The organism is Pseudomonas fluorescens group sp. PF-69 (assembly GCF_054481235.1).
Map to the genome: position 1 here is coordinate 3,305,185 of NZ_JBTMNC010000001.1, position 25,317 is coordinate 3,330,501.

The 25,317-nt window shown below is 60.0% G+C and carries 25 protein-coding genes; 24 read left to right on the forward strand and 1 reads right to left on the reverse strand.

Annotated features, from left to right (window positions below):
- Nucleotides 1-5: 5 nt before the first annotated feature.
- From fliF to flhB, 17 genes are all read left to right on the forward strand, one after another.
- Nucleotides 6-1,793, forward strand: a complete 1,788-nt coding sequence (gene fliF, locus ACX3YF_RS15350) for a flagellar basal-body MS-ring/collar protein FliF (protein ID WP_047532002.1) — start codon at nt 6-8, stop codon at nt 1,791-1,793.
- Nucleotides 1,786-2,805, forward strand: a complete 1,020-nt coding sequence (gene fliG / locus ACX3YF_RS15355) for a flagellar motor switch protein FliG (RefSeq protein ID WP_103402475.1) — start codon at nt 1,786-1,788, stop codon at nt 2,803-2,805. Before fliF ends, fliG begins: the two co-directional genes overlap by 8 nt.
- 4 nt (nt 2,806-2,809) lie before the next feature.
- Nucleotides 2,810-3,607, forward strand: coding sequence for a flagellar assembly protein FliH (fliH, locus tag ACX3YF_RS15360; protein WP_448647315.1), 798 nt, complete (start codon nt 2,810-2,812; stop codon nt 3,605-3,607).
- On the forward strand, nt 3,597-4,955 hold the full coding sequence (gene fliI / locus ACX3YF_RS15365; protein WP_448647314.1) for a flagellar protein export ATPase FliI: 1,359 nt from the start codon (nt 3,597-3,599) through the stop codon (nt 4,953-4,955). Before fliH ends, fliI begins: the two co-directional genes overlap by 11 nt.
- 6 nt (nt 4,956-4,961) lie before the next feature.
- The gene (gene fliJ, locus ACX3YF_RS15370) at nt 4,962-5,411 is read left to right on the forward strand and encodes a flagellar export protein FliJ (protein ID WP_103402478.1); all 450 of its coding nucleotides are present in this window, start codon (nt 4,962-4,964) and stop codon (nt 5,409-5,411) included.
- Between the two features lie 116 nt (nt 5,412-5,527).
- Complete coding sequence (locus ACX3YF_RS15375) at nt 5,528-5,836, forward strand: STAS domain-containing protein (protein WP_448647313.1); 309 nt, start codon at nt 5,528-5,530, stop codon at nt 5,834-5,836.
- Nucleotides 5,837-5,841: 5 nt separating this feature from the next.
- Nucleotides 5,842-7,548, forward strand: coding sequence for an ATP-binding SpoIIE family protein phosphatase (locus tag ACX3YF_RS15380; RefSeq protein WP_448647312.1), 1,707 nt, complete (start codon nt 5,842-5,844; stop codon nt 7,546-7,548).
- Nucleotides 7,549-7,578: 30 nt separating this feature from the next.
- Complete coding sequence (locus tag ACX3YF_RS15385) at nt 7,579-7,944, forward strand: Hpt domain-containing protein (RefSeq protein WP_130203785.1); 366 nt, start codon at nt 7,579-7,581, stop codon at nt 7,942-7,944.
- A gap of 89 nt (nt 7,945-8,033) precedes the next feature.
- Nucleotides 8,034-9,401, forward strand: a complete 1,368-nt coding sequence (locus ACX3YF_RS15390) for a flagellar hook-length control protein FliK (RefSeq protein WP_448647311.1) — start codon at nt 8,034-8,036, stop codon at nt 9,399-9,401.
- Nucleotides 9,402-9,636: 235 nt separating this feature from the next.
- The gene (fliL, locus tag ACX3YF_RS15395) at nt 9,637-10,137 is read left to right on the forward strand and encodes a flagellar basal body-associated protein FliL (RefSeq protein WP_103402482.1); all 501 of its coding nucleotides are present in this window, start codon (nt 9,637-9,639) and stop codon (nt 10,135-10,137) included.
- A gap of 9 nt (nt 10,138-10,146) precedes the next feature.
- The gene (fliM, locus tag ACX3YF_RS15400) at nt 10,147-11,115 is read left to right on the forward strand and encodes a flagellar motor switch protein FliM (RefSeq protein ID WP_047531984.1); all 969 of its coding nucleotides are present in this window, start codon (nt 10,147-10,149) and stop codon (nt 11,113-11,115) included.
- A gap of 69 nt (nt 11,116-11,184) precedes the next feature.
- Complete coding sequence (gene fliN / locus ACX3YF_RS15405) at nt 11,185-11,643, forward strand: flagellar motor switch protein FliN (RefSeq protein ID WP_103402483.1); 459 nt, start codon at nt 11,185-11,187, stop codon at nt 11,641-11,643.
- Nucleotides 11,644-12,090, forward strand: coding sequence for a flagellar biosynthetic protein FliO (gene fliO, locus ACX3YF_RS15410; RefSeq protein ID WP_448647310.1), 447 nt, complete (start codon nt 11,644-11,646; stop codon nt 12,088-12,090).
- The gene (fliP, locus tag ACX3YF_RS15415; protein WP_090324267.1) at nt 12,090-12,848 is read left to right on the forward strand and encodes a flagellar type III secretion system pore protein FliP; all 759 of its coding nucleotides are present in this window, start codon (nt 12,090-12,092) and stop codon (nt 12,846-12,848) included. Before fliO ends, fliP begins: the two co-directional genes overlap by 1 nt.
- A complete protein-coding gene (gene fliQ, locus ACX3YF_RS15420; protein ID WP_103402486.1) occupies nt 12,845-13,114 on the forward strand; it encodes a flagellar biosynthesis protein FliQ in 270 nt (89 codons plus the stop codon). The genes fliP and fliQ overlap by 4 nt, the downstream gene beginning before the upstream one ends.
- A 3-nt stretch (nt 13,115-13,117) precedes the next feature.
- Nucleotides 13,118-13,900: a flagellar biosynthetic protein FliR gene (fliR, locus tag ACX3YF_RS15425; protein WP_458973900.1), complete on the forward strand. Its 783-nt coding sequence runs from the start codon at nt 13,118-13,120 to the stop codon at nt 13,898-13,900.
- A gap of 3 nt (nt 13,901-13,903) precedes the next feature.
- On the forward strand, nt 13,904-15,043 hold the full coding sequence (gene flhB, locus ACX3YF_RS15430; RefSeq protein WP_130203781.1) for a flagellar biosynthesis protein FlhB: 1,140 nt from the start codon (nt 13,904-13,906) through the stop codon (nt 15,041-15,043).
- A gap of 165 nt (nt 15,044-15,208) precedes the next feature.
- Here flhB and ACX3YF_RS15435 read toward each other — a convergent pair whose 3' ends face one another.
- Nucleotides 15,209-16,243 (reverse strand): RHS repeat-associated core domain-containing protein, encoded by a 1,035-nt coding sequence (locus tag ACX3YF_RS15435; protein WP_448647309.1) that lies wholly within the window; start codon nt 16,241-16,243, stop codon nt 15,209-15,211.
- 241 nt (nt 16,244-16,484) lie between these two features.
- Between ACX3YF_RS15435 and flhA the strand changes: the two genes are divergently transcribed.
- From flhA to ACX3YF_RS15470, 7 genes are all read left to right on the forward strand, one after another.
- Nucleotides 16,485-18,614, forward strand: coding sequence for a flagellar biosynthesis protein FlhA (gene flhA, locus ACX3YF_RS15440; protein ID WP_198132644.1), 2,130 nt, complete (start codon nt 16,485-16,487; stop codon nt 18,612-18,614).
- Nucleotides 18,615-18,625: 11 nt separating this feature from the next.
- Nucleotides 18,626-19,954 (forward strand): flagellar biosynthesis protein FlhF, encoded by a 1,329-nt coding sequence (gene flhF / locus ACX3YF_RS15445; protein ID WP_130203778.1) that lies wholly within the window; start codon nt 18,626-18,628, stop codon nt 19,952-19,954.
- A gap of 116 nt (nt 19,955-20,070) precedes the next feature.
- Nucleotides 20,071-20,901, forward strand: coding sequence for a flagellar synthesis regulator FleN (gene fleN / locus ACX3YF_RS15450; protein ID WP_008001746.1), 831 nt, complete (start codon nt 20,071-20,073; stop codon nt 20,899-20,901).
- Complete coding sequence (gene fliA, locus ACX3YF_RS15455; RefSeq protein WP_047531963.1) at nt 20,898-21,638, forward strand: RNA polymerase sigma factor FliA; 741 nt, start codon at nt 20,898-20,900, stop codon at nt 21,636-21,638. Before fleN ends, fliA begins: the two co-directional genes overlap by 4 nt.
- Nucleotides 21,639-21,803: 165 nt before the next feature.
- Nucleotides 21,804-22,175, forward strand: coding sequence for a chemotaxis response regulator CheY (locus ACX3YF_RS15460; RefSeq protein ID WP_003183998.1), 372 nt, complete (start codon nt 21,804-21,806; stop codon nt 22,173-22,175).
- 19 nt (nt 22,176-22,194) lie between these two features.
- Nucleotides 22,195-22,983 carry a protein phosphatase CheZ gene (locus ACX3YF_RS15465; RefSeq protein ID WP_047531959.1) on the forward strand — a complete coding sequence of 263 codons (789 nt, stop codon included), beginning with the start codon at nt 22,195-22,197 and terminating at the stop codon, nt 22,981-22,983.
- 54 nt (nt 22,984-23,037) lie between these two features.
- A complete protein-coding gene (locus ACX3YF_RS15470) occupies nt 23,038-25,302 on the forward strand; it encodes a chemotaxis protein CheA (protein WP_448647308.1) in 2,265 nt (754 codons plus the stop codon).
- The last annotated feature ends 15 nt before the right edge of the window (nt 25,303-25,317 follow it).

Below are 25,317 nucleotides of genomic sequence, written 5' to 3' on the forward strand. Positions count from 1 at the left end.
GAGTCATGGCAGAAGCAGTCGCCGATAATGTTCCGGCCAAGGCCACACCGATAGACGGCAAACCGCCGCTGTTCGGCCTGTCCTTCCTGGAAAATCTTTCCGAGATGACCATGCTGCGTCAGGTAGGCCTGTTGGTCGGCCTGGCCGCGAGCGTGGCGATTGGTTTTGCCGTGGTGTTGTGGTCCCAGCAACCGGACTATCGGCCGCTGTACGGCAGCCTTGCCGGTATGGACGCCAAGCAGGTCATGGATACCCTGGCCTCCGCCGATATTCCCTACACCGTTGAACCCAATTCCGGTGCCTTGCTGGTCAAGGCTGATGACCTGTCCCGCGCGCGGCTCAAACTCGCGGCTGCTGGTGTCACTCCCAGCGACGGTAACATCGGGTTTGAAATCCTCGACAAAGAGCAGGGTCTGGGCACCAGCCAGTTCATGGAGGCGACCCGCTACCGTCGCGGTCTTGAAGGTGAACTGGCGCGCACCATCTCCAGCCTGAACAACGTCAAGGGTGCCCGCGTGCACCTGGCGATTCCGAAGAGCTCCGTGTTCGTGCGTGACGAGCGCAAGCCAAGCGCTTCGGTCCTGGTTGAACTCTATTCCGGCCGCTCTTTGGAGCCTGGCCAAGTCGTGGCCATCATCAACCTGGTGGCGACCAGCGTTCCCGAACTGAGCAAGTCGCAGATCACCGTCGTCGACCAGAAAGGCAACCTGCTGTCTGATCAGGCGGAAAACTCCGAACTGACCATGGCCGGCAAGCAGTTCGATTACAGCCGTCGCATGGAAAGCATGCTCACCCAGCGCGTGCATAACATCCTGCAGCCGGTGTTGGGCAATGACCGCTACAAAGCCGAAGTCTCGGCCGATGTGGATTTCAGTGCCGTCGAATCGACTTCCGAGCAGTTCAATCCCGACCAGCCGGCGTTGCGCAGTGAGCAGTCGGTCAACGAACAGCGTACCGCAAGCAATGGCCCGCAAGGCGTACCGGGTGCCCTGAGCAACCAGCCGCCGTCGCCGGCCTCGGCACCGCAAACCACCGGTGGCGCCACGGCGTCGGCCGGCATGGTACAGCCAGGCCAGCCATTGCTTGATGCCAACGGCCAGCAAATCATGGACCCGGCCACCGGTCAGCCGATGCTGGCTCCGTACCCGGCGGACAAGCGTCAACAATCCACCAAGAACTTCGAACTCGACCGTTCCATCAGCCACACCAAGCAGCAGCAGGGTCGTTTGAATCGCCTGTCGGTGTCGGTGGTGGTGGATGATCAGGTCAAGATCAACCCGGCCAACGGTGAAACCACCCGTGCGCCGTGGAGCGCCGATGAATTGGCGCGCTTCACTCGTCTGGTGCAGGACGCTGTCGGTTTCGATGCCAGCCGTGGCGACAGTGTCAGCGTGATCAACATGCCGTTCTCTGCCGAGCGCGGTGAAGTGATTGCCGATATTCCATTCTACTCCCAGCCGTGGTTCTGGGACATCGTCAAGCAAGTGCTGGGTGTCTTGTTCATCCTGGTGCTGGTGTTCGGTGTACTGCGTCCGGTGCTCAACAACATCACCGGTGGCGGCAAAGGCAAGCAGCTGGCCGGCATCGGCAGCGACGTCGAGTTGGGCGGCATGGGCGGCCTGGACGGCGAACTGGCCAACGACCGCGTCAGCCTCGGTGGCCCGACCAGCATCCTGCTGCCGAGCCCGAGCGAAGGCTATGACGCACAGTTGAACGCAATCAAGAGTCTGGTGGCAGAAGATCCGGGTCGTGTGGCCCAGGTCGTGAAAGAGTGGATTAACGCAGATGAGTGATAACCGAGCCGTTGCCGCCAAACTGTCCAAAGTCGACAAAGCCGCGATCCTGCTGCTGTCTCTGGGCTCGACCGATGCCGCTCAGGTACTGCGCCACATGGGGCCCAAGGAGGTCCAGCGTGTAGGTGTGGCCATGGCGCAGATGGGTAACGTGCACCGCGAGCAGGTCGAGCAGGTGATGAGCGAGTTCGTCGACATCGTCGGCGACCAGACCAGCCTGGGCGTTGGCTCCGACGATTACGTGCGCAAAATGCTCACCCAGGCCCTGGGCGAAGACAAGGCCAACGGCCTGATCGACCGGATCCTGCTGGGCGGCAACACCAGTGGCCTCGACAGCCTGAAGTGGATGGAGCCGCGCGCCGTCGCCGACGTGATCCGCTACGAACACCCGCAGATCCAGGCAATCGTGGTGGCCTATCTCGATCCGGACCAGGCTGGTGAAGTGCTTGGCAACTTCGACCACAAGGTGCGACTGGACATCATTCTGCGGGTTTCCTCGCTGAACACCGTGCAACCGGCAGCCCTGAAAGAACTCAACCAGATTCTCGAGAAGCAGTTCTCCGGCAACTCGAATGCTTCGCGTACCACCCTGGGCGGTATCAAGCGCGCCGCCGACATCATGAACTTCCTCGACAGCTCGATCGAAGGTCAGTTGATGGATTCGATCCGTGAAGTCGACGAAGACCTGTCCGGTCAGATCGAAGACTTGATGTTCGTGTTCAACAACCTGACCGATGTCGACGACCGTGGTATCCAGGCGTTGCTGCGCGAAGTGTCCTCCGACGTCCTGGTGCTGGCCCTCAAGGGCTCGGACGAAGGGGTCAAGGAAAAGATCTTCAAGAACATGTCCAAGCGTGCGGCCGAACTGTTGCGCGACGACCTAGAGGCCAAGGGCCCGGTGCGCGTCAGCGACGTGGAAACCGCGCAGAAAGAAATCCTCACCATCGCCCGCCGTATGGCCGAAGCCGGGGAAATCGTTCTCGGCGGCAAGGGCGGCGAGGAAATGATCTAACACCATGGCCAAGCATGATGAGTCGCCCACTGACCTGATCCGGGCCAGGGATGTCAGTGGTTTCGATACCTGGGCGCTGCCCAGCTTCGACCCGCCTGCACCCGAGCCTGAGCCGGAACCCGAACCCGAACCGCCGGAAATGGAAGAAGTGCCGCTGGAAGAAGTCCAGCCACTGACCCTCGAAGAGCTCGAAAGCATTCGCCAGGAAGCCTACAACGAAGGCTTCGCCACCGGTGAGCGAGAGGGATTCCACAGCACCACGCTCCGGGTTCGTCAGGAAGCCGAAGTGGCGCTGGCGGCGAAGATTGCCGGTCTGGAACAACTGATGGCGCATCTGTTCGAGCCTATTGCCGAGCAGGACACACAGATCGAAAAGTCTTTGGTCGACCTCGTCCAGCACATCACCAAACAAGTGATTCAGCGCGAACTGGCCATCGATTCGACGCAGATTGAACACGTCATGCGCGAGGCCCTCAAACTCCTGCCGCTGGGCGTCGGCAATGTGCGGTTGTACATCAATCCGCAGGATTTCGAGCAGGTCAAAGCCCTGCGCGAGCGTCATGAGGAAACCTGGCGCATCGTTGAAGACGAAGCGTTGCTGCCGGGCGGTTGCCGGGTCGAGACGGAACACAGCCGTATCGATGCCACGATCGAAACCCGCGTTACGCGGGTGATGGACAAGCTGTTCGACCAACTGCACGAACAGGCCCTGCACCCTGCCGCCCCCGACCTGAGCCTGGAACTGCCGGTTGAAGCCAAACCGGCCATTGCGCCAGCGCCGGACGTTCCCGATGCGCCTTGAACGCACCAGTTTCGCCAAGCGCCTGGGCAGTTATGCCGAGGCCACGGAACTGGCCGGCGCGCCGATCCTCGAAGGGCGCTTGCTGCGCATGGTCGGTTTGACCCTTGAGGCCGAAGGCTTGCGCGCGGCCATGGGCAGCCGTTGCATGGTCATCAACGACGACAGCTATCACCCGGTGCAGGTCGAAGCCGAAGTCATGGGCTTCTCCGGCAGCAAAGTCTTTCTGATGCCGGTCGGCAGCGTCGCCGGCATTGCACCCGGCGCCCGGGTCGTTCCCCTGGCGGATGCCGGTCGCCTGCCGATGGGCATGAGCATGCTCGGGCGAGTACTCGATGGTGCCGGGCGTGCGCTGGACGGCAAGGGCGGGATGAAAGCCGAGGACTGGGTGCCGATGGACGGCCCGACCATCAACCCGCTCAAGCGCGAACCGATCAGCGAGCCGCTGGATGTCGGCATTCGCTGCATCAACGGTATGTTGACGGTCGGTCGCGGTCAGCGGCTCGGGCTGTTCGCCGGTACCGGCGTCGGTAAATCCGTTTTGCTGGGCATGATGACCCGCTTCACCGAGGCCGACATTATCGTCGTCGGGCTGATCGGTGAGCGGGGTCGTGAAGTCAAGGAGTTCATCGAGCACATCCTCGGTGAGGAAGGGCTCAAGCGTTCGGTGGTGGTGGCGTCGCCAGCGGACGATGCGCCACTGATGCGTCTGCGCGCAGCCATGTATTGCACTCGAATTGCCGAATATTTCCGTGACAAGGGCAAGAACGTCCTGTTGCTGATGGATTCGCTGACCCGTTTCGCCCAGGCCCAGCGGGAAATTGCCCTGGCCATCGGCGAACCGCCGGCGACCAAGGGTTATCCGCCCTCGGTGTTCGCCAAGTTGCCGAAACTGGTGGAACGGGCCGGTAACGCCGAGAAGGGCGGCGGTTCGATCACCGCGTTCTACACCGTACTGTCCGAAGGCGACGATCAGCAGGACCCGATTGCCGACTCGGCGCGAGGCGTGCTCGATGGTCACATTGTGCTTTCCCGGCGCCTGGCCGAAGAGGGGCATTACCCGGCGATCGACATCGAGGCGTCCATCAGTCGGGTCATGCCGGCGGTGGTGTCGCCGGAGCACATGGCCCGTGCGCAGTATTTCAAACAGTTGTGGTCGCGCTATCAACAGAGTCGCGATTTGATCAGCGTCGGTGCCTATGTTGCCGGTGGTGATCGCGAGACCGATCTGGCGATTTCCCTGCAGCCACGGTTGGTCACATACCTGCGCCAGGGCCTCAACGACAACGTCAGCCTGGGCGAAAGCGAGGCCTATCTGGCCTCGATCTTCGCGCCTGCGGCGGGCGGTTAACCGGTCATGGCCCAGACCCGGGCAGGGCGCCTGGCCCCCGTGGTGGGAATGGCCGAAAAGGCCGAGAAAACCGCAGCCCAGCGTCTGGGGCACTTTCAGGGGCAGGTGCGTCTGGCGGAAAGCAAACTCGCCGACCTCGAAGCCTTTCGTCTCGATTATCAAGAACAATGGATCGTGCGCGGCAGTGGCGGCGTGTCGGGCCAATGGCTGCTGGGCTATCAGGGCTTTCTGGCGCAACTGGGCACGGCCATCGATCAGCAGCGACAAAGCCTGGCCTGGCACCAGAACAACCTGAACAAGGCACGGGAAACCTGGCAGCAGGCATTTGCCCGGGTCGAAGGTTTGCGCAAACTGGTGCAACGCTACGCGGATGAAGCGCGGGTGCTCGAAGACAAGCGCGAACAAAAGCTGCTGGATGAGTTGTCCCAGCGCTTGCCGCGCCAGGATGCGTATTGAAAAGATGAGCCGCGATGGCGATCTGATGGACGGCACCTTTTTCCGGCCTTGCCCCAACTGTTACCAAATGCTAAACCTTGTACAAGCCGGTTCCCCAATGACAAGGAAGCCATGACATGTCAGTTGTTACAGAAATCTCTGCGGATGGACAAAAGCTGACGATATCGGTCAAGGGACGATTCGATTTCGCCAAGCACCGAGAATTTCGCAATTCCTATGAACTGCCCGATGGCGCCATGCCGAGTTCCGTTGTAGTCGACCTGAAAGAGGCGACTTATCTCGATAGTTCGGCGTTGGGGATGTTGTTGCTGCTTAGGGATCATGCCGGTGGCGAAAACTCCAATATTCGCGTTGTCAACAGCAGTTCCGATGTGAAGAAAATCCTCGCGATTTCCAATTTCGACAAACTGTTCGACATCAGTTGATCGCCGTGCAGCCTGCACTCGAATCGCTGACAATTCTGATTGCCGAAGACAGCGCGGCAGATCGCATGCTGTTGTCGAGCATCGTTCGTCGCCAGGGGCATCAGGTGCTGACCGCGGCCAACGGTGCCGAAGCGGTCGAAGTCTTTCGCCTGCAATGTCCGCAACTGGTGTTGATGGACGCGATGATGCCGGTGATGGATGGCTTCGAAGCCGCCCGGCAGATCAAGGCGCTGGCCGGGGAAACCCTGGTGCCGATCATCTTTCTCACGTCATTGTCCGAAAGCGAAGCCCTGGCCCGTTGCCTGGAAGTGGGCGGCGACGACTTTCTGGCAAAGCCTTACAACCAGGTGATTCTCTCGGCCAAGATCAAGGCGATGGACCGATTGCGGCGATTACAGGCCACCGTGCTGCAGCAGCGCGATCAGATCGCCCGGCACCACGAGTATTTGCTCAACGAGCAGCGGGTGGCGAAGGCCGTGTTCGACAAGGTGGCCCATTCTGGCTGCCTCAACGCCCCTAATATCCGTTACCTGCAATCGCCCTACGCACTGTTCAACGGCGATCTGTTATTGGCCGCATTCACCCCGGCGGGTGACATGCATGTGTTGCTCGGTGATTTCACCGGCCACGGTTTGCCGGCTGCCGTCGGTGCGATGCCCCTGGCTGAAGTCTTTTACGGCATGACCGCCAAGGGCTATGGCCTGGCGGAAACCTTGCGCGAGATGAATGCCAAGCTCAAACGCATCCTGCCGGTGGACATGTTCTGCTGCGCAACGCTGCTGTGCCTGAGTGTTCAGCGACGTTCGGTGGAGGTCTGGAATGGCGGCATGCCGGACGGCTACCTGCACAGCATGGCCACTGGCGAACGAACGCCCCTGACTGCCCGCCATTTGCCCCTCGGCGTGCTGAGTCCGCAAGCCTTTGATGATCGCACTGAAGTGTTTCCGATGGCGCTCGGGGATCGGGTATTCCTGCTCTCCGACGGAGTGATCGACACCTGCGATGCTAACGAACAGCTGTTTGGCGTGCAGCGACTGCAAGAGGTGTTTGCGCTCAATCGTCAGCCGGATGCACTGTTCGAAGAGATCGAGCGGGCGCTGCGGGACTTTGGCGGCGAAGCGCGCGACGACGTGAGCATGGTCGAAATCAGCCTGTTGGAGCCCGCACGGCTGAATCCGCCCGCCGTGGTCTACTCCGACAGCGGTCAATCCTGCCCGCTGGACTGGTCGGTGAGTTTCGAATTTCGTGCCGCCACCCTCAAGCGCTTCAATCCGTTGCCCTATTTGCTGCAATTGCTGCTGGAGGTTCACGGTCTGCGTGCGCAAAGCGGGGCGCTCTACAGCGTGCTGGCCGAGTTGTATTCCAATGCGCTGGAGCATGGTGTGCTGGGCCTGGATTCAGGCCTCAAGCGCGATGCTTCGGGTTTTACCCGCTACTACCAACAGCGGAATGTGCGCCTGGATGAGTTGCAGGACGGTTTTGTCCGGGTGCATTTGCAGGTCACGCCAGAGGGCGAGGGTGGTTGCCTGGCGATTTGCGTCGAAGACAGCGGCAAGGGATTCGATATCGAGCGGGTGCTGGAACGCCCTCTGGATCCTGTCCGTCTGTCGGGACGCGGAATCAGTCTGATCCGCCAGTTGGGGCGCAATGCCAGCTGGTCCGACGAGGGTCGTAGTGCCCGCGTGGAGTTTTACTGGGAGGCTCTGGCATAATCCGCGCATTCTTGATCAAGGAGTGAGCAAGTGGCAGATAAACATCTCGACCCGGACGTGCTTAGCGCGTTGCAAGAGGTCATGGAGGGCGAGTATCCGATCCTGGTGGATACCTTTCTCGCTGATTCCGAACAGCGCTTGCAACTGCTGAAACAGGCCGCCAACGCTACACAGTTCCTTGAAACCGCTCACAGCTTCAAGGGCAGCAGCAGCAACATGGGCGCGATTCGCCTGGCTGACCTGTGTCATGAGCTGGAGCTGAAGGCCCAAGGGCAAAATCTTTCAGGCGCCGAGGCGCTTGTCGCGGAAATCGATCGCGAATTCGCGTTCGTTCGACCGCTCTATGAGGAGGAGCGACGGCGTTCGCTCTCCGCCAGTTTGATCATTCGGCGCTAATAAAGGCGCCGCTTGAACAAAACTGGCGCGACCCTTGCAGTAATCTCCCCCAACTGTACCTACGATCCCAGTGCAGCGGAGACCGTTTCATGCCCGTTACCCCCAATTCACTTCTTCAGGCCGCCGCGCAGGCCAAGACTCAAGCTGCCGCCAATTCCACGGCGCCAACCGCTGAGCCCGGGGACAAGGCCTCCAGCTTCGCGCAGGTCTACGCCAGGCAAGCCGAGAACAAACCGGCTGCCGCGGCAGGCGGACCGGCCAAGCCGGCACGCGAAACAACGCCCGACAAAGCCGGAAAAAAAGACATCGCCGGCGATAAATCTGCCGCCCCGGAACCGACGGTTGCCGATAGCGGCAAAACCTTGCCCGCCGATAAACCGGCGCAGGGCGATGACAAGGTCGCCAGCGATAATGCTTCGGATGCCACGCAGACCCTGGCTGCCGATACAGTGCCAGTTGACCCGGCGCTCGATCCGGCCATGATGCAGGCCGTGCAGCCGGAGGTGACCGCACCTGTGCCGACAACGCCGCCAGTGGCTGAAACTGTACAGCCATCGGCTGAAGCGCCAGTCGCCGCAACGGTGGCAGCGCCTGCGACAACAACGGCGGCCGCCGCGACCACGACCCCTGATTTCGATCCCGAAGCCGATCCCCTTGACGCGTTACCGGCTGTTCGCATGGCGATGGAGCAGAGCGGCCACGTTTCCGCATCCAGTCAGGCGCAGCCGAAAGCGGCATCGACCTCCGCACAGGCGCAGGCTGATGGAGAGCCGACCTCGGCACAGAGTTTTGCCGCCGGTATGGCGAGCATGCTTGAAGTGCAAGCCGACAAGGACAGCACCAGCCAGGGTGGGGACAAGGCGTTCAGTGGTCTGATCGATGACGGTCTGAAGGATCTCAAATCCGCCAGCAGCGACACTCGGGTTGATGATTTCGCCAACCGTCTGGCGGCGTTGACTCAGGCCGCCACGCCGAAAACGGCCAACGCATTGCCCGTGAACCAGCCGATCGCGATGCATCAGAGTGGCTGGACCGACGAAGTGGTCAATCGTGTCATGTACCTGTCGAGTGCCAATCTGAAGGCGGCTGACATTCAGCTGCAGCCGGCGGAACTGGGGCGCCTCGACATTCGGGTCAACATGGTGCCGGATCAACAGACCCAGGTGACGTTCATGAGCGCTCATCCGGCTGTTCGCGAAGCGCTCGACGGGCAGATGCATCGGTTACGCGACATGTTCGCGCAGCAGGGCATGGGGCAGGTCGATGTCAACGTGTCCGATCAGTCCCGTGGATCGCAGCAAGGACAGGATCAGGCCCATCAAGGGCAGAGTGGGCGTACCAGTGCCAGTGGTGGCCGCCTCGACTCCGTGGATGACGATATCGCCTCGAGCGTGGCTGAAGTGGCTGCGACAACGACCAGCGTGATCGGCTCCAGTGCCGTCGACTACTACGCCTGATCCCGCCATATACATAACCCTGTGGGAGCGGGCTTGCCCGCGATGAGGTCATAACATTCAGCATGTTCGTTGATTGTTACACCGCCATCGCGGGCAAGCCCGCTCCCACAGGGTGTTGCGGCGTGCTTCAGATCGTATGCATCCCTACCCATCTCCATTCCGATACTTCTGGCATAACACTTGCTCTTGCCTTGCCGTGCGACTGTGAAAACCCGAATAGTGACGGATTATTGGCATGGCGAAGAGCGACGCAGCAGTAAAAGACCCCGCAACCAAAGGCAAACTCAAGCTGATTATCTTGATCGTGGTGGCCCTGCTGCTGGCGATCGGCTTGTCCGTGGGGGCGACCTGGTACTTCATGCACAGTAACCAGAGCAAGCCTGTTGCCGTGGCTGAAACCGCCCCGGTCGGCAAGCAGCCCGCGATTTTCGAATCCATGGCGCCGGCGTTCGTGGCCAACTTCAACCAGAACGGTCGTCAACGCTACATGCAAGTGAGCATCACCATGCTCGCCCGCAACCAGGCTGATCTGGATGCACTCAAGGTGCACATGCCAGTGATCCGCAATAACCTGGTCATGCTGTTCTCCGGGCAAGACTTCGCCACGCTCGCGTCGCCGGTCGGCCAGGAAATGTTGCGCCAGAAGGCCACGGCCAGCGTCCAGGAAGTGGCGCAGAAAGAACTTGGCAAAGTGGTCGTCGAACAGTTGCTTTTCACTAATTTCGTACTGCAGTAGGAACACGACATGGCCGTGCAGGACCTGCTGTCCCAGGATGAGATCGACGCGCTGTTGCATGGCGTCGACGATGGTCTGGTACAGACCGATACCGTTGCCGAGCCCGGCAGCGTCAAAAGCTATGACCTGACCAGCCAGGATCGCATCGTCCGTGGACGCATGCCGACCCTGGAAATGATCAACGAGCGTTTCGCCCGCTACACACGCATCAGCATGTTCAACATGCTGCGCCGCTCGGCAGACGTGGCGGTCGGTGGCGTGCAGGTGATGAAATTCGGCGAATACGTGCACTCGCTGTACGTGCCGACCAGTCTCAACCTGGTCAAGATCAAGCCGCTGCGCGGTACTGCGCTGTTCATCCTCGACGCCAAACTGGTGTTCAAGCTGGTGGACAACTTCTTTGGTGGGGACGGCCGTCACGCGAAGATCGAAGGTCGTGAATTCACCCCGACCGAGCTGCGTGTCGTGCGCATGGTGCTGGAACAGGCCTTCGTCGATCTGAAGGAGGCCTGGCAGGCGATCATGGAAGTGAACTTCGAGTACATCAACTCGGAAGTGAACCCGGCCATGGCCAACATCGTCGGTCCGAGCGAAGCCATTGTGGTCTCGACCTTCCACATCGAACTCGATGGCGGTGGCGGTGACCTGCACGTGACCATGCCGTACTCGATGATCGAGCCGGTGCGCGAAATGCTCGACGCCGGTTTCCAGTCGGACCTCGACGATCAGGACGAGCGTTGGGTCAATGCATTGCGCCAGGACGTAATGGATGTCGACGTGCCAATCGGCGCCACGGTTGCCCGTCGCCAGCTGCGCCTGCGCGACATCCTGCACATGCAGCCGGGGGACGTGATCCCGGTGGAAATGCCGGAAGAGATGATCATGCGCGCCAACGGTGTGCCGGCCTTCAAGGTCAAGATGGGCTCGCACAAAGGCAACCTCGCGTTGCAGGTGATCGAGCCGATCGAACGCCGCTGACAGGCGCCCTAAACATTCGCTTTTAACTGACGGCTTCCAATCGAATGGTTGCCTGCCGAGGAACACGAGATGGCAAACGACATGAATACCCAGGACGACCAGGCGCTGGCGGACGAATGGGCTGCGGCCCTGGAAGAAACCGGTGATGCCGGGCAGGACGACATCGATGCCTTGCTGGCCGCCGATGCGGCCAGTTCGTCATCCAATCGCTTGCCCATGGAAGAGTTCGGCAGCTCGCCGAAAAGCAACGAGCCGGTCAGCCTCGAGGGGCCGAACCTGGACGTGATCCTCGACATTCCGGTGTCGATCTCCATGGAAGTCGGCAGCACCGACATCAACATCCGCAACCTGTTGCAGCTCAACCAGGGTTCGGTGATCGAGCTCGATCGTCTGGCCGGTGAGCCTCTGGACGTGTTGGTCAACGGCACACTGATTGCCCACGGCGAAGTGGTGGTGGTCAACGAGAAGTTCGGCATCCGCCTGACCGACGTGATCAGCCCAAGTGAACGCATCAAGAAGCTGCGCTGAGTGAAAGGGCTTCTGGGGTTTGTGCTGGCGTTGCCGCTCAGCGTGCTGGCGGCCGAACCGGTGGCGACGGTTGCGAACGCTGCTGCCGTACCTGCGGTCGGCAGCGGCGTGGCCGGGCAATTGACGCAACTGGTATTCGGCTTGCTGCTGGTGCTGGGGCTGATTTTTTTCCTCGCCTGGCTGTTGCGTCGGGTCCAGCAGGCCGGACCGGCCGGCAAGGGGCAGGTGATCGAACTGATCGGTTCCCGTGCCCTGGGCCCGCGTGACCGTTTGATGCTGGTGCAAGTCGGCAACGAGCAGATTCTCCTGGGTCTGAGCCCTGGCACCATCACGGCGTTGCATGTGCTCAAGGAGCCGGTGCAAGTGCCCAGTACCGAGTCGACGACCCCCGAGTTTGCCCAGCGCCTGATGGAGCTGTTGGGCAAGGATCAGAAGGATAAGAAGTAATGGGTGCGTTACGCATCGTCTTGACGCTGGCGCTGATGCTGGCCGCGCCGCTGGCGTTCGCCGCCGATCCGTTATCGATCCCGGCGATTACCCTGGGCACCAATGCCCAGGGCGCGCAGGAGTACTCGGTCAGCCTGCAGATCCTGCTGATCATGACTGCGCTGAGTTTCATCCCGGCGTTCGTCATGCTGATGACCAGTTTCACCCGGATCATCATCGTCTTTTCGATCCTGCGTCAGGCCCTTGGCCTGCAGCAGACGCCGTCGAACCAGATTCTCACGGGCATGGCGCTGTTCCTGACGCTGTTCATCATGGCGCCGGTGTTCGATCGCGTTAACCAGGATGCCTTGCAGCCATACCTGGCGGAAAAACTCACCGCCCAGGATGCCGTGGCCAAGGCCCAGGTGCCGATCAAGGACTTCATGCTCGCCCAGACCCGCACCAGCGATCTGGAGCTGTTCATGCGCCTGTCCAAGCGCACCGACATTGCCACGCCTGATCAGGCGCCACTGACCATCCTGGTGCCGGCATTCGTGACGTCGGAGCTCAAAACCGCGTTTCAGATCGGCTTCATGATCTTCATTCCGTTCCTGATCATCGACCTGGTCGTGGCCAGTGTGCTGATGGCCATGGGTATGATGATGCTGTCGCCCCTGATCATTTCCCTGCCGTTCAAAATCATGCTGTTTGTACTGGTGGATGGCTGGGCGTTGATCATCGGCACCCTGGCCAGCAGTTTTGGCGGTGTGTCGCCATGACGCCTGAAGTCGCCGTCGATATCTTCCGCGAAGCGCTATGGTTGACCACCATGATGGTGGCCGTGCTGGTCATCCCGAGTTTGCTGGTGGGTCTGTTGGTGGCGATGTTCCAGGCCGCCACCCAGATCAACGAACAGACCCTGAGCTTTTTGCCGCGACTGTTGGTGATGCTGGTGACGCTGATCGTCGCCGGTCCGTGGTTGGTGCAGACCTTCATGGAGTACATCCAGCAGTTGTACGGCAGTATTCCGCAGGTCATTGGTTAAACCATGTCGCTGCTCGCATTGACCGACACCCAGATCAGCACCTGGGTGGCGGCATTCATGTTGCCACTGTTTCGCGTGGGGTCGCTGCTGATGGTCATGCCGGTTTTCGGCACGACCCTGGTGCCCCGGCGGATACGCCTGTATTTCGCCGTGGCGATCACCGTGGTCATCGCGCCGGGCCTGCCCCCCATGCCGCCGGTGCATGCGCTGGACTTGAGCGGGTTGCTGCTGATCGCCGAGCAGATCCTCATCGGCGCCGTAATGGGCTTCTCGTTGCAGTTGTTCTTCCAGGCCTTCGTCGTGGCGGGGCAAATCGTCGCCATTCAGATGGGCATGGGCTTCGCCTCCATGGTCGACCCCACCAATGGTGTGTCGGTGGCGGTGATCGGGCAATTCTTCACCATGCTGGTGACCCTGATGTTCCTGGCGATGAACGGCCATCTGGTGGTGTTCGAAGTGTTGACCGAAAGCTTCACCACGCTGCCGGTCGGTAGCGGCTTGACCGTCAATCATTACTGGGAGCTGGCCGGCAAGCTCGGCTGGGTGCTTGGTGCGGCGCTACTGCTGGTGTTGCCGGCGATCACGGCGTTGCTGATGATCAACATCGCCTTTGGCGTGATGACCCGGGCGGCGCCGCAATTGAACATTTTCTCCATTGGTTTTCCGCTGACGCTGGTGCTCGGGCTGTTTATCGTCTGGGTCGGGCTGGCGGACATTCTCAACCAGTATCAACCGATGGCCTCCGAGGCCTTGCAGTTTTTACGCGAACTGGCACAGGCGCGCTGAGTCATGGCAGAGAGCGAAAGCGGTCAGGACAAAACAGAAGACCCCACGGAGAAAAAGAAAAGGGACGCCCGGGAGAAGGGCGAGATTGCCCGCTCCAAGGAGCTGAACACCCTGGCCATCATGCTTGTTGGTGCCAGTGCGCTGCTGATTTTCGGCGGGGTCATGGCGCAAGACATGATGGAGCTGATGCGCCTGAATTTCTCGCTGCCGCGGGAGGTGATTCTGGATCAACGATCCATGGCCACCTACCTCATGCATTCAGGGAAAATCGCGCTGTGGTCGATTCAGCCATTCATGATTGCGATGGTGCTGGCGGCGATTATCGGACCGATTTCCCTCGGTGGCTGGTTGTTTGCCGCAGGGTCCATGGCGCCCAAATTCAGTCGCCTGAACCCCGGTCCGGGCCTCAAGCGCATGTTTTCCGCCAAGGCGCTGGTGGAACTGCTCAAGGCCCTGGCCAAGTTCATCATCGTCCTGTTCGTGGCCCTGGCGGTGTTGTCCTCCGACATCGACGACTTGTTGCGCATCGCCCATGAACCGCTGGAAATGGCGATCATCCACAGTCTGCAAGTGGTGGGCTGGAGCACCTTGTGGATGGCTTGCGGGCTGATCATCATCGCCGCCGTGGATGTCCCGGTGCAGCTTTGGGAAAGCCACAAGAAACTGCTGATGACCAAGCAGGAAATCCGCGACGAACACAAGGATCAGGAAGGCCGGCCAGAGGTCAAGCAGCGGATTCGCCAGCTGCAGCGCGATATGTCCCAGCGGCGGATGATGGCGGCAATTCCCCAGGCAGACGTGGTCATCACCAACCCGACCCACTACGCCGTGGCGCTCAAATACGATCCGGACAAGGGCGGAGCGCCGATGCTGATCGCCAAGGGCAGCGACTTCCTGGCCCTGAAAATCCGCGAAATCGCGGCGGCCAACGAGATCCTGTTGCTGGAGTCGCCGGCGTTGGCGCGATCGATCTACTACTCGACGGAGCTTGAGCAGGAAATTCCGGGAGGGTTGTATCTGGCGGTGGCGCAGGTGCTGGCTTACGTTTATCAGATTCGCCAATACCGCGCAGGCAAAGGAAAGCGGCCGGAGCCGCTTAAGGATGATTTGCCGATTCCGCCGGATTTGCGGCGGGATGTATGAGTGCTTCACCTTCGTCGTGATTCGCAGTTGATGCGTCAATAGCGGCCCGCTTAGTCTCGCGTCGTTATGCCATTCATTCAATGATTTTTTCGTTTTGCTGTCTTCATGAAGTGCCTGCGGTAATCGCGACAGTTATTTAGAATAAAGCTTCATATTTATTATTCGTCAGCTGCGAATGTCTCGTATGGATGAGGTCGGATGCTGAGTGTTTGGAAAAAGGCTGCCGTATGAAGGGGGACGCGATTCGTATAGACGTTTTTTCAAGTTTGAGTGTTCCAAAGCTCGGTTTTCAATGCTGATTCTCGTTAGGTCGTCGCTTCTCGTCATGTCTGTGTGTTTTTTGAGGTACTCAAGTATCTTGATTCTTTTGTCAACCTTCGCTGTCAGCTTTTCCAGGCGCTCAGATTTTCCAACGAACTCTGGCGCTTCCAATAAATGATTGATTTTACTGTGCGCTCTATTGATTTTATTGCTCTCGTGGAGAGTTGCAAATCCAATTAACCTTTCTTCGGCGACATGGGCAAGCTCCGGGGGCAATGTTTCTAGTATGTTGATGTTTTTTTTTGTTGCGGTGGTGGTTAACTTATTTATGATGTGGTGGATGTCATGGTCGTCAGCGGTGTAAGGCATTGTTTGTATGACTTTTTTCAAAAAAACATTAAACCAGCTATGCCCTGTTGTATCTGTCCGATTCAAGGGATCTCCGCCACAATACGTATACGAATTAAAACCGCCCCGTTCGAACGGACTCCAACTATCCGGACTATTGAACCGCATCAACACCGGATTAAACGCCCGATACCCATTCCCCAATAAATAACACCCGGTCACCGGGTCCGGCCGTTCGCCGTTGAAGCCCAGCAGGCTGAGCAAGCCGCTGGATGCCGGGCGATGGCCGTAGGGGGAATAGGCGATGGGGCGCGGCTGAGAGCCTTTCTTGAGGGTGTGCAGCACCGAACGTTGCAGGTCAGTGGCCAGCAGCGTGGTATCGAGTTCATCGCCCTCGCGTTGCTGCTGAGCCAGCAGAAGGTCGTCGTGCTGAATGATCGAATGCTTCGTCGCACCTTGAATTTCGGTCGCCAGGCGGCTCTTGCAGTAAAAACGCAGATGTACCGGCGTATCAGGCTGTGTCTGGTGGATGAGTCGATCCAGTGGGTCGTAGCGATATTGGCAAAGCGGGGTTGTGGATGGGGTGGTCATTGGCTTACTCCGCAGATAAAAAATGGAGAGCTTGAGTATCTGCGCAGGTGCCGAGGTCGGGTACTAGCAGAACTGATAGTCCGTGAGCGTCGCCCCTGTTCACGTCCGTCCAGGCCACCCATAGCCCCGTGAAAAAAACCATCTGTTTCTCCCTTCGCAAAAGTTGGAAGGCTTCTTGCAGTAGCCGCCCTGCGCCCGCTTCAGGCGTCAAAAGTTTGCTTTAAAGGAACGGGGAAAACCGGTGGATCGCTCTCAGTTAATCAACAGTGCCCGCAGCAATATCGCTGACCTCAGTCGAGGCAACCTGGGTGTGCCGCTGTTGCTGCTGGTCATGCTGGCGATGATGATGTTGCCGGTGCCGCCGTTCCTGCTCGACGTGTTCTTCACTTTCAACATTGCCCTGTCGATCGTGGTGCTGCTGGTGTGCGTGTACGCCTTGCGGCCGCTGGATTTCGCGGTGTTCCCGACCATTCTGCTGGTGGCGACGTTGTTGCGGTTGGCGTTGAACGTGGCCTCCACGCGGGTGGTGATGCTCCATGGCCAGGACGGCCACGCCGCTGCCGGCAAGGTGATCCAGGCTTTCGGTGAGGTGGTGATCGGCGGTAACTACGTGGTCGGTATCGTGGTGTTCGCGATTCTGATGATCATCAACTTCGTCGTGGTGACCAAGGGTGCCGGACGCATCTCCGAGGTCAGCGCGCGTTTCACCCTGGATGCGATGCCCGGTAAACAAATGGCCATCGACGCCGACCTCAACGCCGGCCTGATCGATCAGAACCAAGCCAAGCTGCGCCGGATGGAAGTGGCCCAGGAAGCCGAGTTCTACGGTTCCATGGACGGTGCCAGCAAGTTTGTTCGCGGTGACGCCATTGCCGGCCTGCTGATTCTGTTCATCAACCTGATCGGCGGCATGGCGGTCGGGATCTTCCAGCACAACATGAACTTTGCCGATGCCGGCAAGGTGTACGCGCTGTTGACCATCGGTGACGGTTTGGTGGCGCAATTGCCATCACTGTTGTTGTCGACCGCTGCCGCGATCATGGTGACCCGTGCTTCCGGTTCGGAAGACATGGGCAAGCAGATCAATCGCCAGATGTTCGCTTCGCCCAAGGCACTGGCGGTGGCCGCTGGCTTGATGGCGGTCATGGGCCTGGTGCCCGGCATGCCGCATTTCTCGTTCCTGAGCATGGCGGCCCTGGCGGCAGGCGGCGCCTACCTGTTCTGGAAGAAGCAGAGCGTGGCCAAGGTCCAGGCGCTGCAAGAGGTCAAGCGTCAGCAAGAACTGTTGCCTTCGCCGGCTCGCGCCCAGGAAACCAAGGAGCTGGGTTGGGACGATGTGACGCCTATCGACATGATCGGCCTGGAAGTGGGCTACCGCCTGATCCCGCTGGTGGACCGAAACCAGGGTGGCCAGTTGCTCGCGCGAATCAAGGGCGTGCGCAAGAAGCTTTCTCAGGACCTCGGGTTCCTGATGCCCACCGTGCATATACGTGACAACCTCGACCTGGCACCCAGTGCCTATCGCTTGACCCTCATGGGGGTGATCCTGGCCGAGGCGGAAATTTACCCGGAGCGCGAGTTGGCGATTAACCCGGGGCAGGTCTACGGGACGCTCAATGGCATCACCGCCAAAGATCCGGCTTTTGGCCTGGAGGCGGTCTGGATCGAAATCAGCCAGCGTGCACAGGCGCAATCCCTCGGCTATACCGTGGTCGATGCCAGTACAGTAGTGGCAACCCACTTGAACCAGATTTTGTACAAGCATTCGAGCGAGCTGATCGGCCACGAGGAAGTGCAGCAACTCATGCAGTTGCTGGCCAAAAGCTCGCCAAAGCTGGCGGAAGAGCTGGTGCCGGGCGTGGTTTCGCTGTCGCAGTTGCTCAAGGTGCTGCAGGCGCTGTTGGCCGAGCAGGTGCCGGTGCGGGACATCCGCAGCATCGCCGAAGCCATCGCGAACAATGCCGCCAAGAGTCAAGATACTGCCGCCTTGGTGGCCGCCGTGCGCGTCGGCGTATCCCGCGCAATCGTCCAAAGCATTGTAGGCACTGAGTCGGAGCTACCGGTTATCACTCTGGAGCCAAGGTTGGAACAAATATTGCTCAATAGTCTGCAGAAGGCAGGACAAGGCTCTGAAGAGGGCGTTCTGCTGGAGCCAAGCATGGCTGAGAAGCTGCAGCGCTCGTTGATCGATGCGGCGCAGCGTCAAGAGATGCAAGGTCAACCGGTGATTCTGCTGGTCGCTGGACCGGTTCGCGCGATGCTTTCGCGATTTGGCCGGCTGGCAGTCCCGGGTTTGCACGTGTTGGCTTACCAGGAAATCCCTGACAACAAGCAAGTGACCATCGTTGCGACAGTAGGGCCCAACGGCTGAGGTAGTGGTTTATGCAAGTTAAGCGTTTTTTCGCCGCCGATATGCGTCAGGCCATGAAGCTGGTTCGTGATGAGCTGGGCGCCGACGCCGCCATCATTGGCAACCGCCGTATCGCCGGTGGTGTCGAACTCACGGCTGCCCTGGATTACAAGCTGTCGGCGCTGGCCCCGCGTGTGCCGAACATGGAACTCGAGGACGAGCTGCGCAAGACGCAATCGCGGATCGTCACCGCCCAGGCTGAATTGAGCCTGCGAGGCGATGGCGAGAGCGACATTGGCATCAATCGTCAATTGTTCGCCGGCCTGCCGTTGACCGCCGCCGAGCCGTTGATCGAACCGACGTATGCCGAACCCCGTCGTCCTGCACCCGCCGCTGCGCCAGCGTCGAGTGGTGTGGACCCGCGGGCGTTGGACTCCATGCGTTTCGAACTCAACAGCCTGCGTGAACTGATGGAAGTACAGCTCGGCTCCCTGGCCTGGAATCAGCTGCAAGGCAGCCGTCCGGATCAGGCGAACCTGTGGCGCCGTTTGCAGCGCATCGGCCTGTCCGGCCCGTTGTCGCGGGATCTGCTGGCGCTGATCACCGATATCGACGAACCCCGTCAGGCCTGGCGCATGCTGCTGGCGCACCTGGCGCGGATGATCGCTACGCCGGAAATGGAGCCGCTGGAAGAGGGCGGTGTGATTGCCATGGTCGGCCCCGCCGGCATGGGCAAGACCACCACCCTGGCCAAGCTGGCCGCTCGTTACGTGCTCAAGTACGGCCCGCAGAACATCGCGCTGGTGAGCATGGACAGCTTCCGCATCGGTGCCCAGGAGCAGCTCAAAACCCTTGGTCGGATTCTCAATGTGTCGGTGACCCATGTCGATCCGGGGCAATCCCTGGTGCAGGCGCTGGATCCATTGCTGCGCAAGCGCGTGGTGCTGATCGATACCGCCGGCCTGCAGGCCAGTGATCCGGCCCTGCGCATGCAGCTCGAAAGCCTGGCCGGTCGGGGCATCAAATCGAAAAATTATCTGGTTCTGGCAACCACCAGCCAGAAACAGGTTCTAACCGCCGCTTATCACAGTTACAAGCGCTGCGGGCTCGCGGGCTGCATCCTGACTAAACTGGATGAAACGGCCAGCCTGGGCGAGGTGTTGAGCCTGGCCATCAGTCATGAACTGCCGGTGGCGTACCTGACCGATGGCCCGCGGATTCCGGATGATTTGCATCTGCCGCGTCGTCATCAGTTGGTCAGTCGCGCCGTTAGCGTGCAAATGCAGGAAGAACCCAGCGAAGAAGCCATGGCTGACATGTTCGCTGACATCTACCACAGTCCGACCAAGCAGGTTGGCTGAGGTAAAAATGAATAGTTTTTGTACCTACATCGATGGTCTGCCATGCATTGTTCCGGTTGAGAACGCGCAGCCAGTAATGTGGCCTCCGTCTATGCAAGACAAGGTAAAGAAATAACATGGGCAGCATGCATCCCGTACAGGTGATCGCGGTGACCGGCGGCAAAGGTGGCGTCGGGAAGACTAACGTGTCAGTGAACTTGTCCCTGGCTTTAGCTGAGCTTGGCCGTCGCGTCATGCTGCTGGACGCCGACCTGGGGCTGGCGAACGTCGACGTTCTCCTGGGCCTGACACCCAAACGTACCCTGGCCGACGTGATCGAAGGCCGGTGCGAATTGCGCGACGTCCTGCTGCAGGGGCCGGGCGGCATCCGCATCGTTCCGGCCGCGTCCGGCACCCAGAGCATGGTTCATCTGAGTCCGGCGCAACACGCCGGCCTGATCCAGGCTTTCAGCGACATCGGCGACAACCTCGACGTACTGGTGATCGACACCGCTGCGGGCATTGGTGACTCGGTAGTCAGTTTTGTCCGCGCGGCGCAGGAAGTCTTGCTGGTGGTCTGCGACGAGCCGACTTCGATCACCGACGCCTACGCCTTGATCAAATTGCTCAACCGCGATTACGGCATGAACCGTTTCCGGGTCCTGGCCAACATGGCGCAGAGCCCGCAGGAAGGCCGCAATCTGTTCGCCAAACTGACCAAGGTCACGGATCGCTTTCTCGACGTCGCCCTGCAATATGTCGGTGCCGTGCCTTACGACGAAAGCGTACGCAAGGCCGTGCAGAAGCAACGTGCCGTCTACGAAGCGTTCCCGCGCTCCAAGTGCTCGCTGGCGTTCAAGGCCATCGCCCAGAAAGTCGACACCTGGCCGCTGCCTGCCAACCCGCGCGGACACCTGGAGTTTTTCGTTGAGCGCCTCGTGCAACAAACGGCAGGACCCGTGCTATGACCGCCAGCGGTTACAACCTGTACAAGAAGTCGGCACGTGACGCGCAGTACGAGTTGATCGAGCGTTACGCGCCACTGGTTAAACGCATTGCCTACCATTTGTTGGCGCGCCTGCCGGCCAGTGTCCAGGTCGAAGACCTGATCCAGGCCGGGATGATCGGCCTGCTGGAAGTGTCGGCCAAATACGACGCCAGCAAAGGCGCGAGTTTCGAAACGTACGCGGGCATACGAATCCGCGGCGCCATGCTCGATGAAGTGCGCAAGGGGGACTGGGCGCCTCGTTCGGTTCACCGCAACACGCGCATGGTCAGCGACGCAATTCGCTCGATTGAAGCTAAAACCGGCCGTGACGCTAAAGATCACGAAGTTGCGGCCGAACTCCAATTGAGTCTCGACGATTATTACGGGATTTTGAACGACACCCTGGGCAGCCGGTTGTTCAGCTTCGACGATCTGTTGCAGGACGGCGAACACGAAGGGCTGCACGAGGATGGCGCGAGTGCTCATCTCGAGCCGTCACGCGATCTGGAAGATGAACGCTTCCAGGCGGCGCTGGCGGATGCGATTGCCAATTTGCCGGAGCGCGAGCGACTGGTGTTGGCGCTGTACTACGACGAAGAGTTGAATCTCAAGGAAATCGGTGAGGTCCTGGGGGTTAGCGAATCTCGGGTCAGCCAGTTACACAGCCAGTGCGCGGCCCGCTTGCGGGGGCGTTTGGGAGAGTGGCGAGCGCGCTGAAGGCAGTGTGGGGGCACTGCGACGTGACTGGTGGGGTATTAGCCGCGCCGGTCTCGATCCGTTGTACTCCAGACTGTCATTGAGTGCTTTGCCAGATTGATTGAAATGGCGCGTCCAGGTGCTGGGCGCGTTTTAGTCTGCTTGGAGGTCGAATTGGACAAGAACATGAAAATCCTCATCGTTGATGACTTCTCAACGATGCGGCGGATCATAAAAAACCTGTTGCGTGACCTTGGGTTCACCAACACGGTCGAGGCCGACGATGGCACTACTGCCATTCCGGTTCTCAACAGCGGGAGCATCGACTTTCTGGTGACGGACTGGAACATGCCTGGCATGACCGGTATCGATCTGCTGCGCCACGTGCGTGCCGATGAAAAGCTCAAGCATCTGCCCGTGTTGATGGTGACCGCTGAAGCCAAGCGCGAGCAGATCATCGAAGCGGCCCAGGCGGGCGTTAACGGCTATGTGGTCAAACCCTTCACGGCCCAGGCGTTGAAAGAAAAAATCGAGAAGATTTTCGAACGCATCGGTTGAACTGCGCCACGGGGGAGCTATGGGACATAACGAATCATCGCAGGGCGATTTTGAATCGACCCTGAAAAAACACGCCGTCGAACTGGTCGCGAGCCTTGAAAAAGGCAGGTTCGGCGATGCTGTGCAATTGATCCATGAGCTCAACCAGACCCGTGACCGCGGCCTGTACCAGGAAGTGGGCAAGCTCACCCGCGAGCTGCATAGTGCGATTGTCAATTTCCAGATTGACCCGCACATGCCGCAAGCCGAGGAGGTGTCACAGATCACTGATGCCACCGAGCGTCTGGGTTATGTGGTCAAGCTGACCGAGGCCGCGGCCAACCGCACCATGGACCTGGTGGAAACCGCCACGCCGCTGGTCAACAGCCTGGCTGATGAAGCCCAGGCCTTGAGCACGGACTGGGGGCGGTTCATGCGTCGCGAAGTCGGGGCTGAAGAGTTCCGCGAACTGGCCCGGCGAGTCGATGGTTTCCTGTCGCGCAGCAGCGCAGACAACCGCGCGGTGTCGAGCAACCTGAACGACATCCTGCTTGCCCAGGATTACCAGGACCTCACCGGTCAGGTGATCAAGCGTGTGACCCTTCTGGTCACCGAAGTCGAAAGCAACCTGCTCAAGCTCGTGCTCATGGCCAGTCAGGTGGACCGCTTCGCGGGCATCGAACATGACCGTGAAGCGATGCTTGCAGAAAAAGATCCACAAAAACATCTCTCTCAGGGTGAAGGTCCGCAGATTCATGCCGATAAAAGAGAAGACGTTGTGTCCGGTCAGGACGATGTGGACGATTTGTTATCCAGCCTGGGATTTTAGCGTTTTAGAATTTTAGGTTTTTTGGGTTTTTAGACCTGTAGGAGCACCCCCTTAATGAGCTTCGGCGCCGATGAAGAGATCCTTCAGGATTTCCTGGTTGAGGCCGGCGAGATTCTAGAGCAACTGTCCGAGCAACTGGTCGAGCTGGAAAGCCGGCCGGATGATGCGGACTTGCTCAATGCAATTTTTCGCGGTTTTCACACTGTAAAAGGGGGCGCCGGCTTCCTTCAGCTCAATGAGCTGGTGGAGTGCTGTCACATCGCCGAGAACGTGTTCGACATCCTGCGCAAGGGCGAGCGTCGCGTTGACTCGGAATTGATGGACGTGGTTCTCGAAGCACTGGACGCGGTGAACGGCATGTTCGGCGAAGTCCGTGAACGCAGCCCGATCACGGCGGCCACACCCGAATTGCTTGCGGCGCTGGCCCGTCTGGCCGAGCCGCAATCGGCTGACGAGGCTGCTCCCGCGCCTGTCGCCGAAGTGATGGAAGAGCCCGTTGCCGAAAGCGGCGCGGGCGACATCACCGACAATGAATTCGAACAACTGCTGGACTCGCTGAATGCCGTCAAGGCCCAGGCGGAAGCGCCAGCAGCTGCTCCAGCACCGGACGGCGCTGCCGCCGCCAGTGACGAAATCACCGATGCCGAGTTCGAGTCGTTGCTCGATCAACTGCACGGTAAAGGTCAGTTCGCCGTTGATGCGGTGGCGGCGCCTGCGGAACCGCAAGCCCCGAAAGAGGCGGGCGACAGCTCCGATATCACCGACGACGAATTCGAAGCCTTGCTCGATCAGTTGCACGGCAAGGGCAACTTTGCTGTCGATGCGCTGGAGTCGGCCATCGCTTCGGTACCGACGCCAGCAGCGCCAAACGCCGCCGCAGCGGGCAGCGATCTGATCACCGATCACGAGTTCGAATCGCTGCTCGACGAATTGCACGGCAAAGGCAAGTTCACTGAAGTCGGTACTGCTACCGGTGCCAGTGCTGCCGGCACCAGTGCTTCGGTGGCGACGCCGGTGGCCAAGGCCGCGGCGCCGAAACCGGTGGCGAAGGCTAGCGAGCCCAAGGCCGAAGCACCGGCACCCGCTGCTGCACCGGCTCCGGCCCGTGCCGCGACCCCGGCCCCGGCGCACGAAAAGCCGGCCAGTGAAGCAGAGACAACCGTGCGGGTCGACACCGCACGTCTCGACGAAATCATGAACATGGTCGGCGAATTGGTGTTGGTGCGTAACCGCCTGGTTCGCCTGGGTGCCAACAGCGCCGATGAGGCCATGTCCAAGGCTGTGTCGAACCTCGATGTGGTCACCGCCGATCTGCAGACCGCGGTCATGAAGACCCGGATGCAACCGATCAAGAAAGTCTTCGGGCGCTTCCCGCGTCTGGTTCGCGACCTGGCTCGCCAGCTCAAGAAAGAGATCAACCTGGAGCTGGTCGGCGAAGAAACCGACCTCGACAAGAACCTCGTCGAGGCCCTGGCGGACCCGTTGGTCCACTTGGTACGCAACGCAGTCGACCACGGTATCGAGTCGCCGGAAGAACGCGAAGCCTCGGGCAAGGCCCGCGGTGGCAAGGTGATCCTGGCCGCGGAACAGGAAGGCGACCACATCCTGCTGTCGATCTCCGATGACGGCAAGGGCATGGACCCGAACGTCCTGCGTTCCATCGCGGTCAAACGCGGCGTGATGGACAAGGACGCGGCCGATCGCCTGAGCGACACCGAGTGCTACAACCTGATCTTCGCCCCGGGCTTCTCGACCAAGACCGAGATCTCCGACGTGTCGGGTCGTGGCGTGGGCATGGACGTGGTGAAAACCAAGATTTCCCAGCTCAACGGCTCGATCAACATCTACTCGGCCAAGGGCCAGGGTTCGAAGATCGTCATCAAGGTGCCATTGACCCTGGCGATCATGCCGACGCTGATGGTCATGCTCGGCAACCAGGCGTTCGCGTTCCCGCTGGTGAACGTCAACGAGATTTTCCACCTCGACCTGTCGACCACCAATGTCGTGGACGGCCAGGAAGTAGTGATCGTGCGGGACAAGGCGCTGCCGTTGTTCTATCTCAAACGCTGGCTGGTCAGCTCCGCCGCTCACGAAGAGCAGCGCGAGGGCCATGTGGTGATCCTTTCGGTGGGCACTCAGCGGATCGGCTTCGTCGTCGATCAACTGGTGGGCCAGGAAGAAGTGGTCATCAAGCCATTGGGCAAAATGCTCCAGGGAACCCCAGGCATGTCGGGCGCCACCATTACCGGTGACGGTCGCATCGCGCTGATTCTCGATGTTCCGAGCATGCTCAAGCGTTACGCCACGCGGCGTATTTGATTCTGATGGAGCGGG

Excerpts from the sequence above, each read along its gene's own strand:
- ACX3YF_RS15375 (WP_448647313.1), top strand. The coding sequence starts at position 5,528 with ATGTCAGTTGTTACAGAAATCTCTGCGGATGGACAAAAGCTGACGATA.
- fliJ (WP_103402478.1), top strand. The coding sequence starts at position 4,962 with ATGGCCCAGACCCGGGCAGGGCGCCTGGCCCCCGTGGTGGGAATGGCC.
- fliP (WP_090324267.1), top strand. The coding sequence starts at position 12,090 with ATGGGTGCGTTACGCATCGTCTTGACGCTGGCGCTGATGCTGGCCGCG.
- ACX3YF_RS15460 (WP_003183998.1), top strand. The coding sequence starts at position 21,804 with ATGAAAATCCTCATCGTTGATGACTTCTCAACGATGCGGCGGATCATA.
- fliH (WP_448647315.1), top strand. The coding sequence starts at position 2,810 with ATGGCCAAGCATGATGAGTCGCCCACTGACCTGATCCGGGCCAGGGAT.
- flhF (WP_130203778.1), top strand. The coding sequence starts at position 18,626 with ATGCAAGTTAAGCGTTTTTTCGCCGCCGATATGCGTCAGGCCATGAAG.
- fliN (WP_103402483.1), top strand. The coding sequence starts at position 11,185 with ATGGCAAACGACATGAATACCCAGGACGACCAGGCGCTGGCGGACGAA.
- ACX3YF_RS15470 (WP_448647308.1), top strand. The coding sequence starts at position 23,038 with ATGAGCTTCGGCGCCGATGAAGAGATCCTTCAGGATTTCCTGGTTGAG.
- fliF (WP_047532002.1), top strand. The coding sequence starts at position 6 with ATGGCAGAAGCAGTCGCCGATAATGTTCCGGCCAAGGCCACACCGATA.
- fliL (WP_103402482.1), top strand. The coding sequence starts at position 9,637 with ATGGCGAAGAGCGACGCAGCAGTAAAAGACCCCGCAACCAAAGGCAAA.
- fliI (WP_448647314.1), top strand. The coding sequence starts at position 3,597 with ATGCGCCTTGAACGCACCAGTTTCGCCAAGCGCCTGGGCAGTTATGCC.
- fleN (WP_008001746.1), top strand. The coding sequence starts at position 20,071 with ATGGGCAGCATGCATCCCGTACAGGTGATCGCGGTGACCGGCGGCAAA.
- ACX3YF_RS15465 (WP_047531959.1), top strand. The coding sequence starts at position 22,195 with ATGGGACATAACGAATCATCGCAGGGCGATTTTGAATCGACCCTGAAA.
- fliM (WP_047531984.1), top strand. The coding sequence starts at position 10,147 with ATGGCCGTGCAGGACCTGCTGTCCCAGGATGAGATCGACGCGCTGTTG.
- ACX3YF_RS15435 (WP_448647309.1), bottom strand. The coding sequence starts at position 16,243 with ATGACCACCCCATCCACAACCCCGCTTTGCCAATATCGCTACGACCCA.
- fliG (WP_103402475.1), top strand. The coding sequence starts at position 1,786 with ATGAGTGATAACCGAGCCGTTGCCGCCAAACTGTCCAAAGTCGACAAA.
- flhB (WP_130203781.1), top strand. The coding sequence starts at position 13,904 with ATGGCAGAGAGCGAAAGCGGTCAGGACAAAACAGAAGACCCCACGGAG.
- fliQ (WP_103402486.1), top strand. The coding sequence starts at position 12,845 with ATGACGCCTGAAGTCGCCGTCGATATCTTCCGCGAAGCGCTATGGTTG.
- ACX3YF_RS15390 (WP_448647311.1), top strand. The coding sequence starts at position 8,034 with ATGCCCGTTACCCCCAATTCACTTCTTCAGGCCGCCGCGCAGGCCAAG.
- fliR (WP_458973900.1), top strand. The coding sequence starts at position 13,118 with ATGTCGCTGCTCGCATTGACCGACACCCAGATCAGCACCTGGGTGGCG.
- fliA (WP_047531963.1), top strand. The coding sequence starts at position 20,898 with ATGACCGCCAGCGGTTACAACCTGTACAAGAAGTCGGCACGTGACGCG.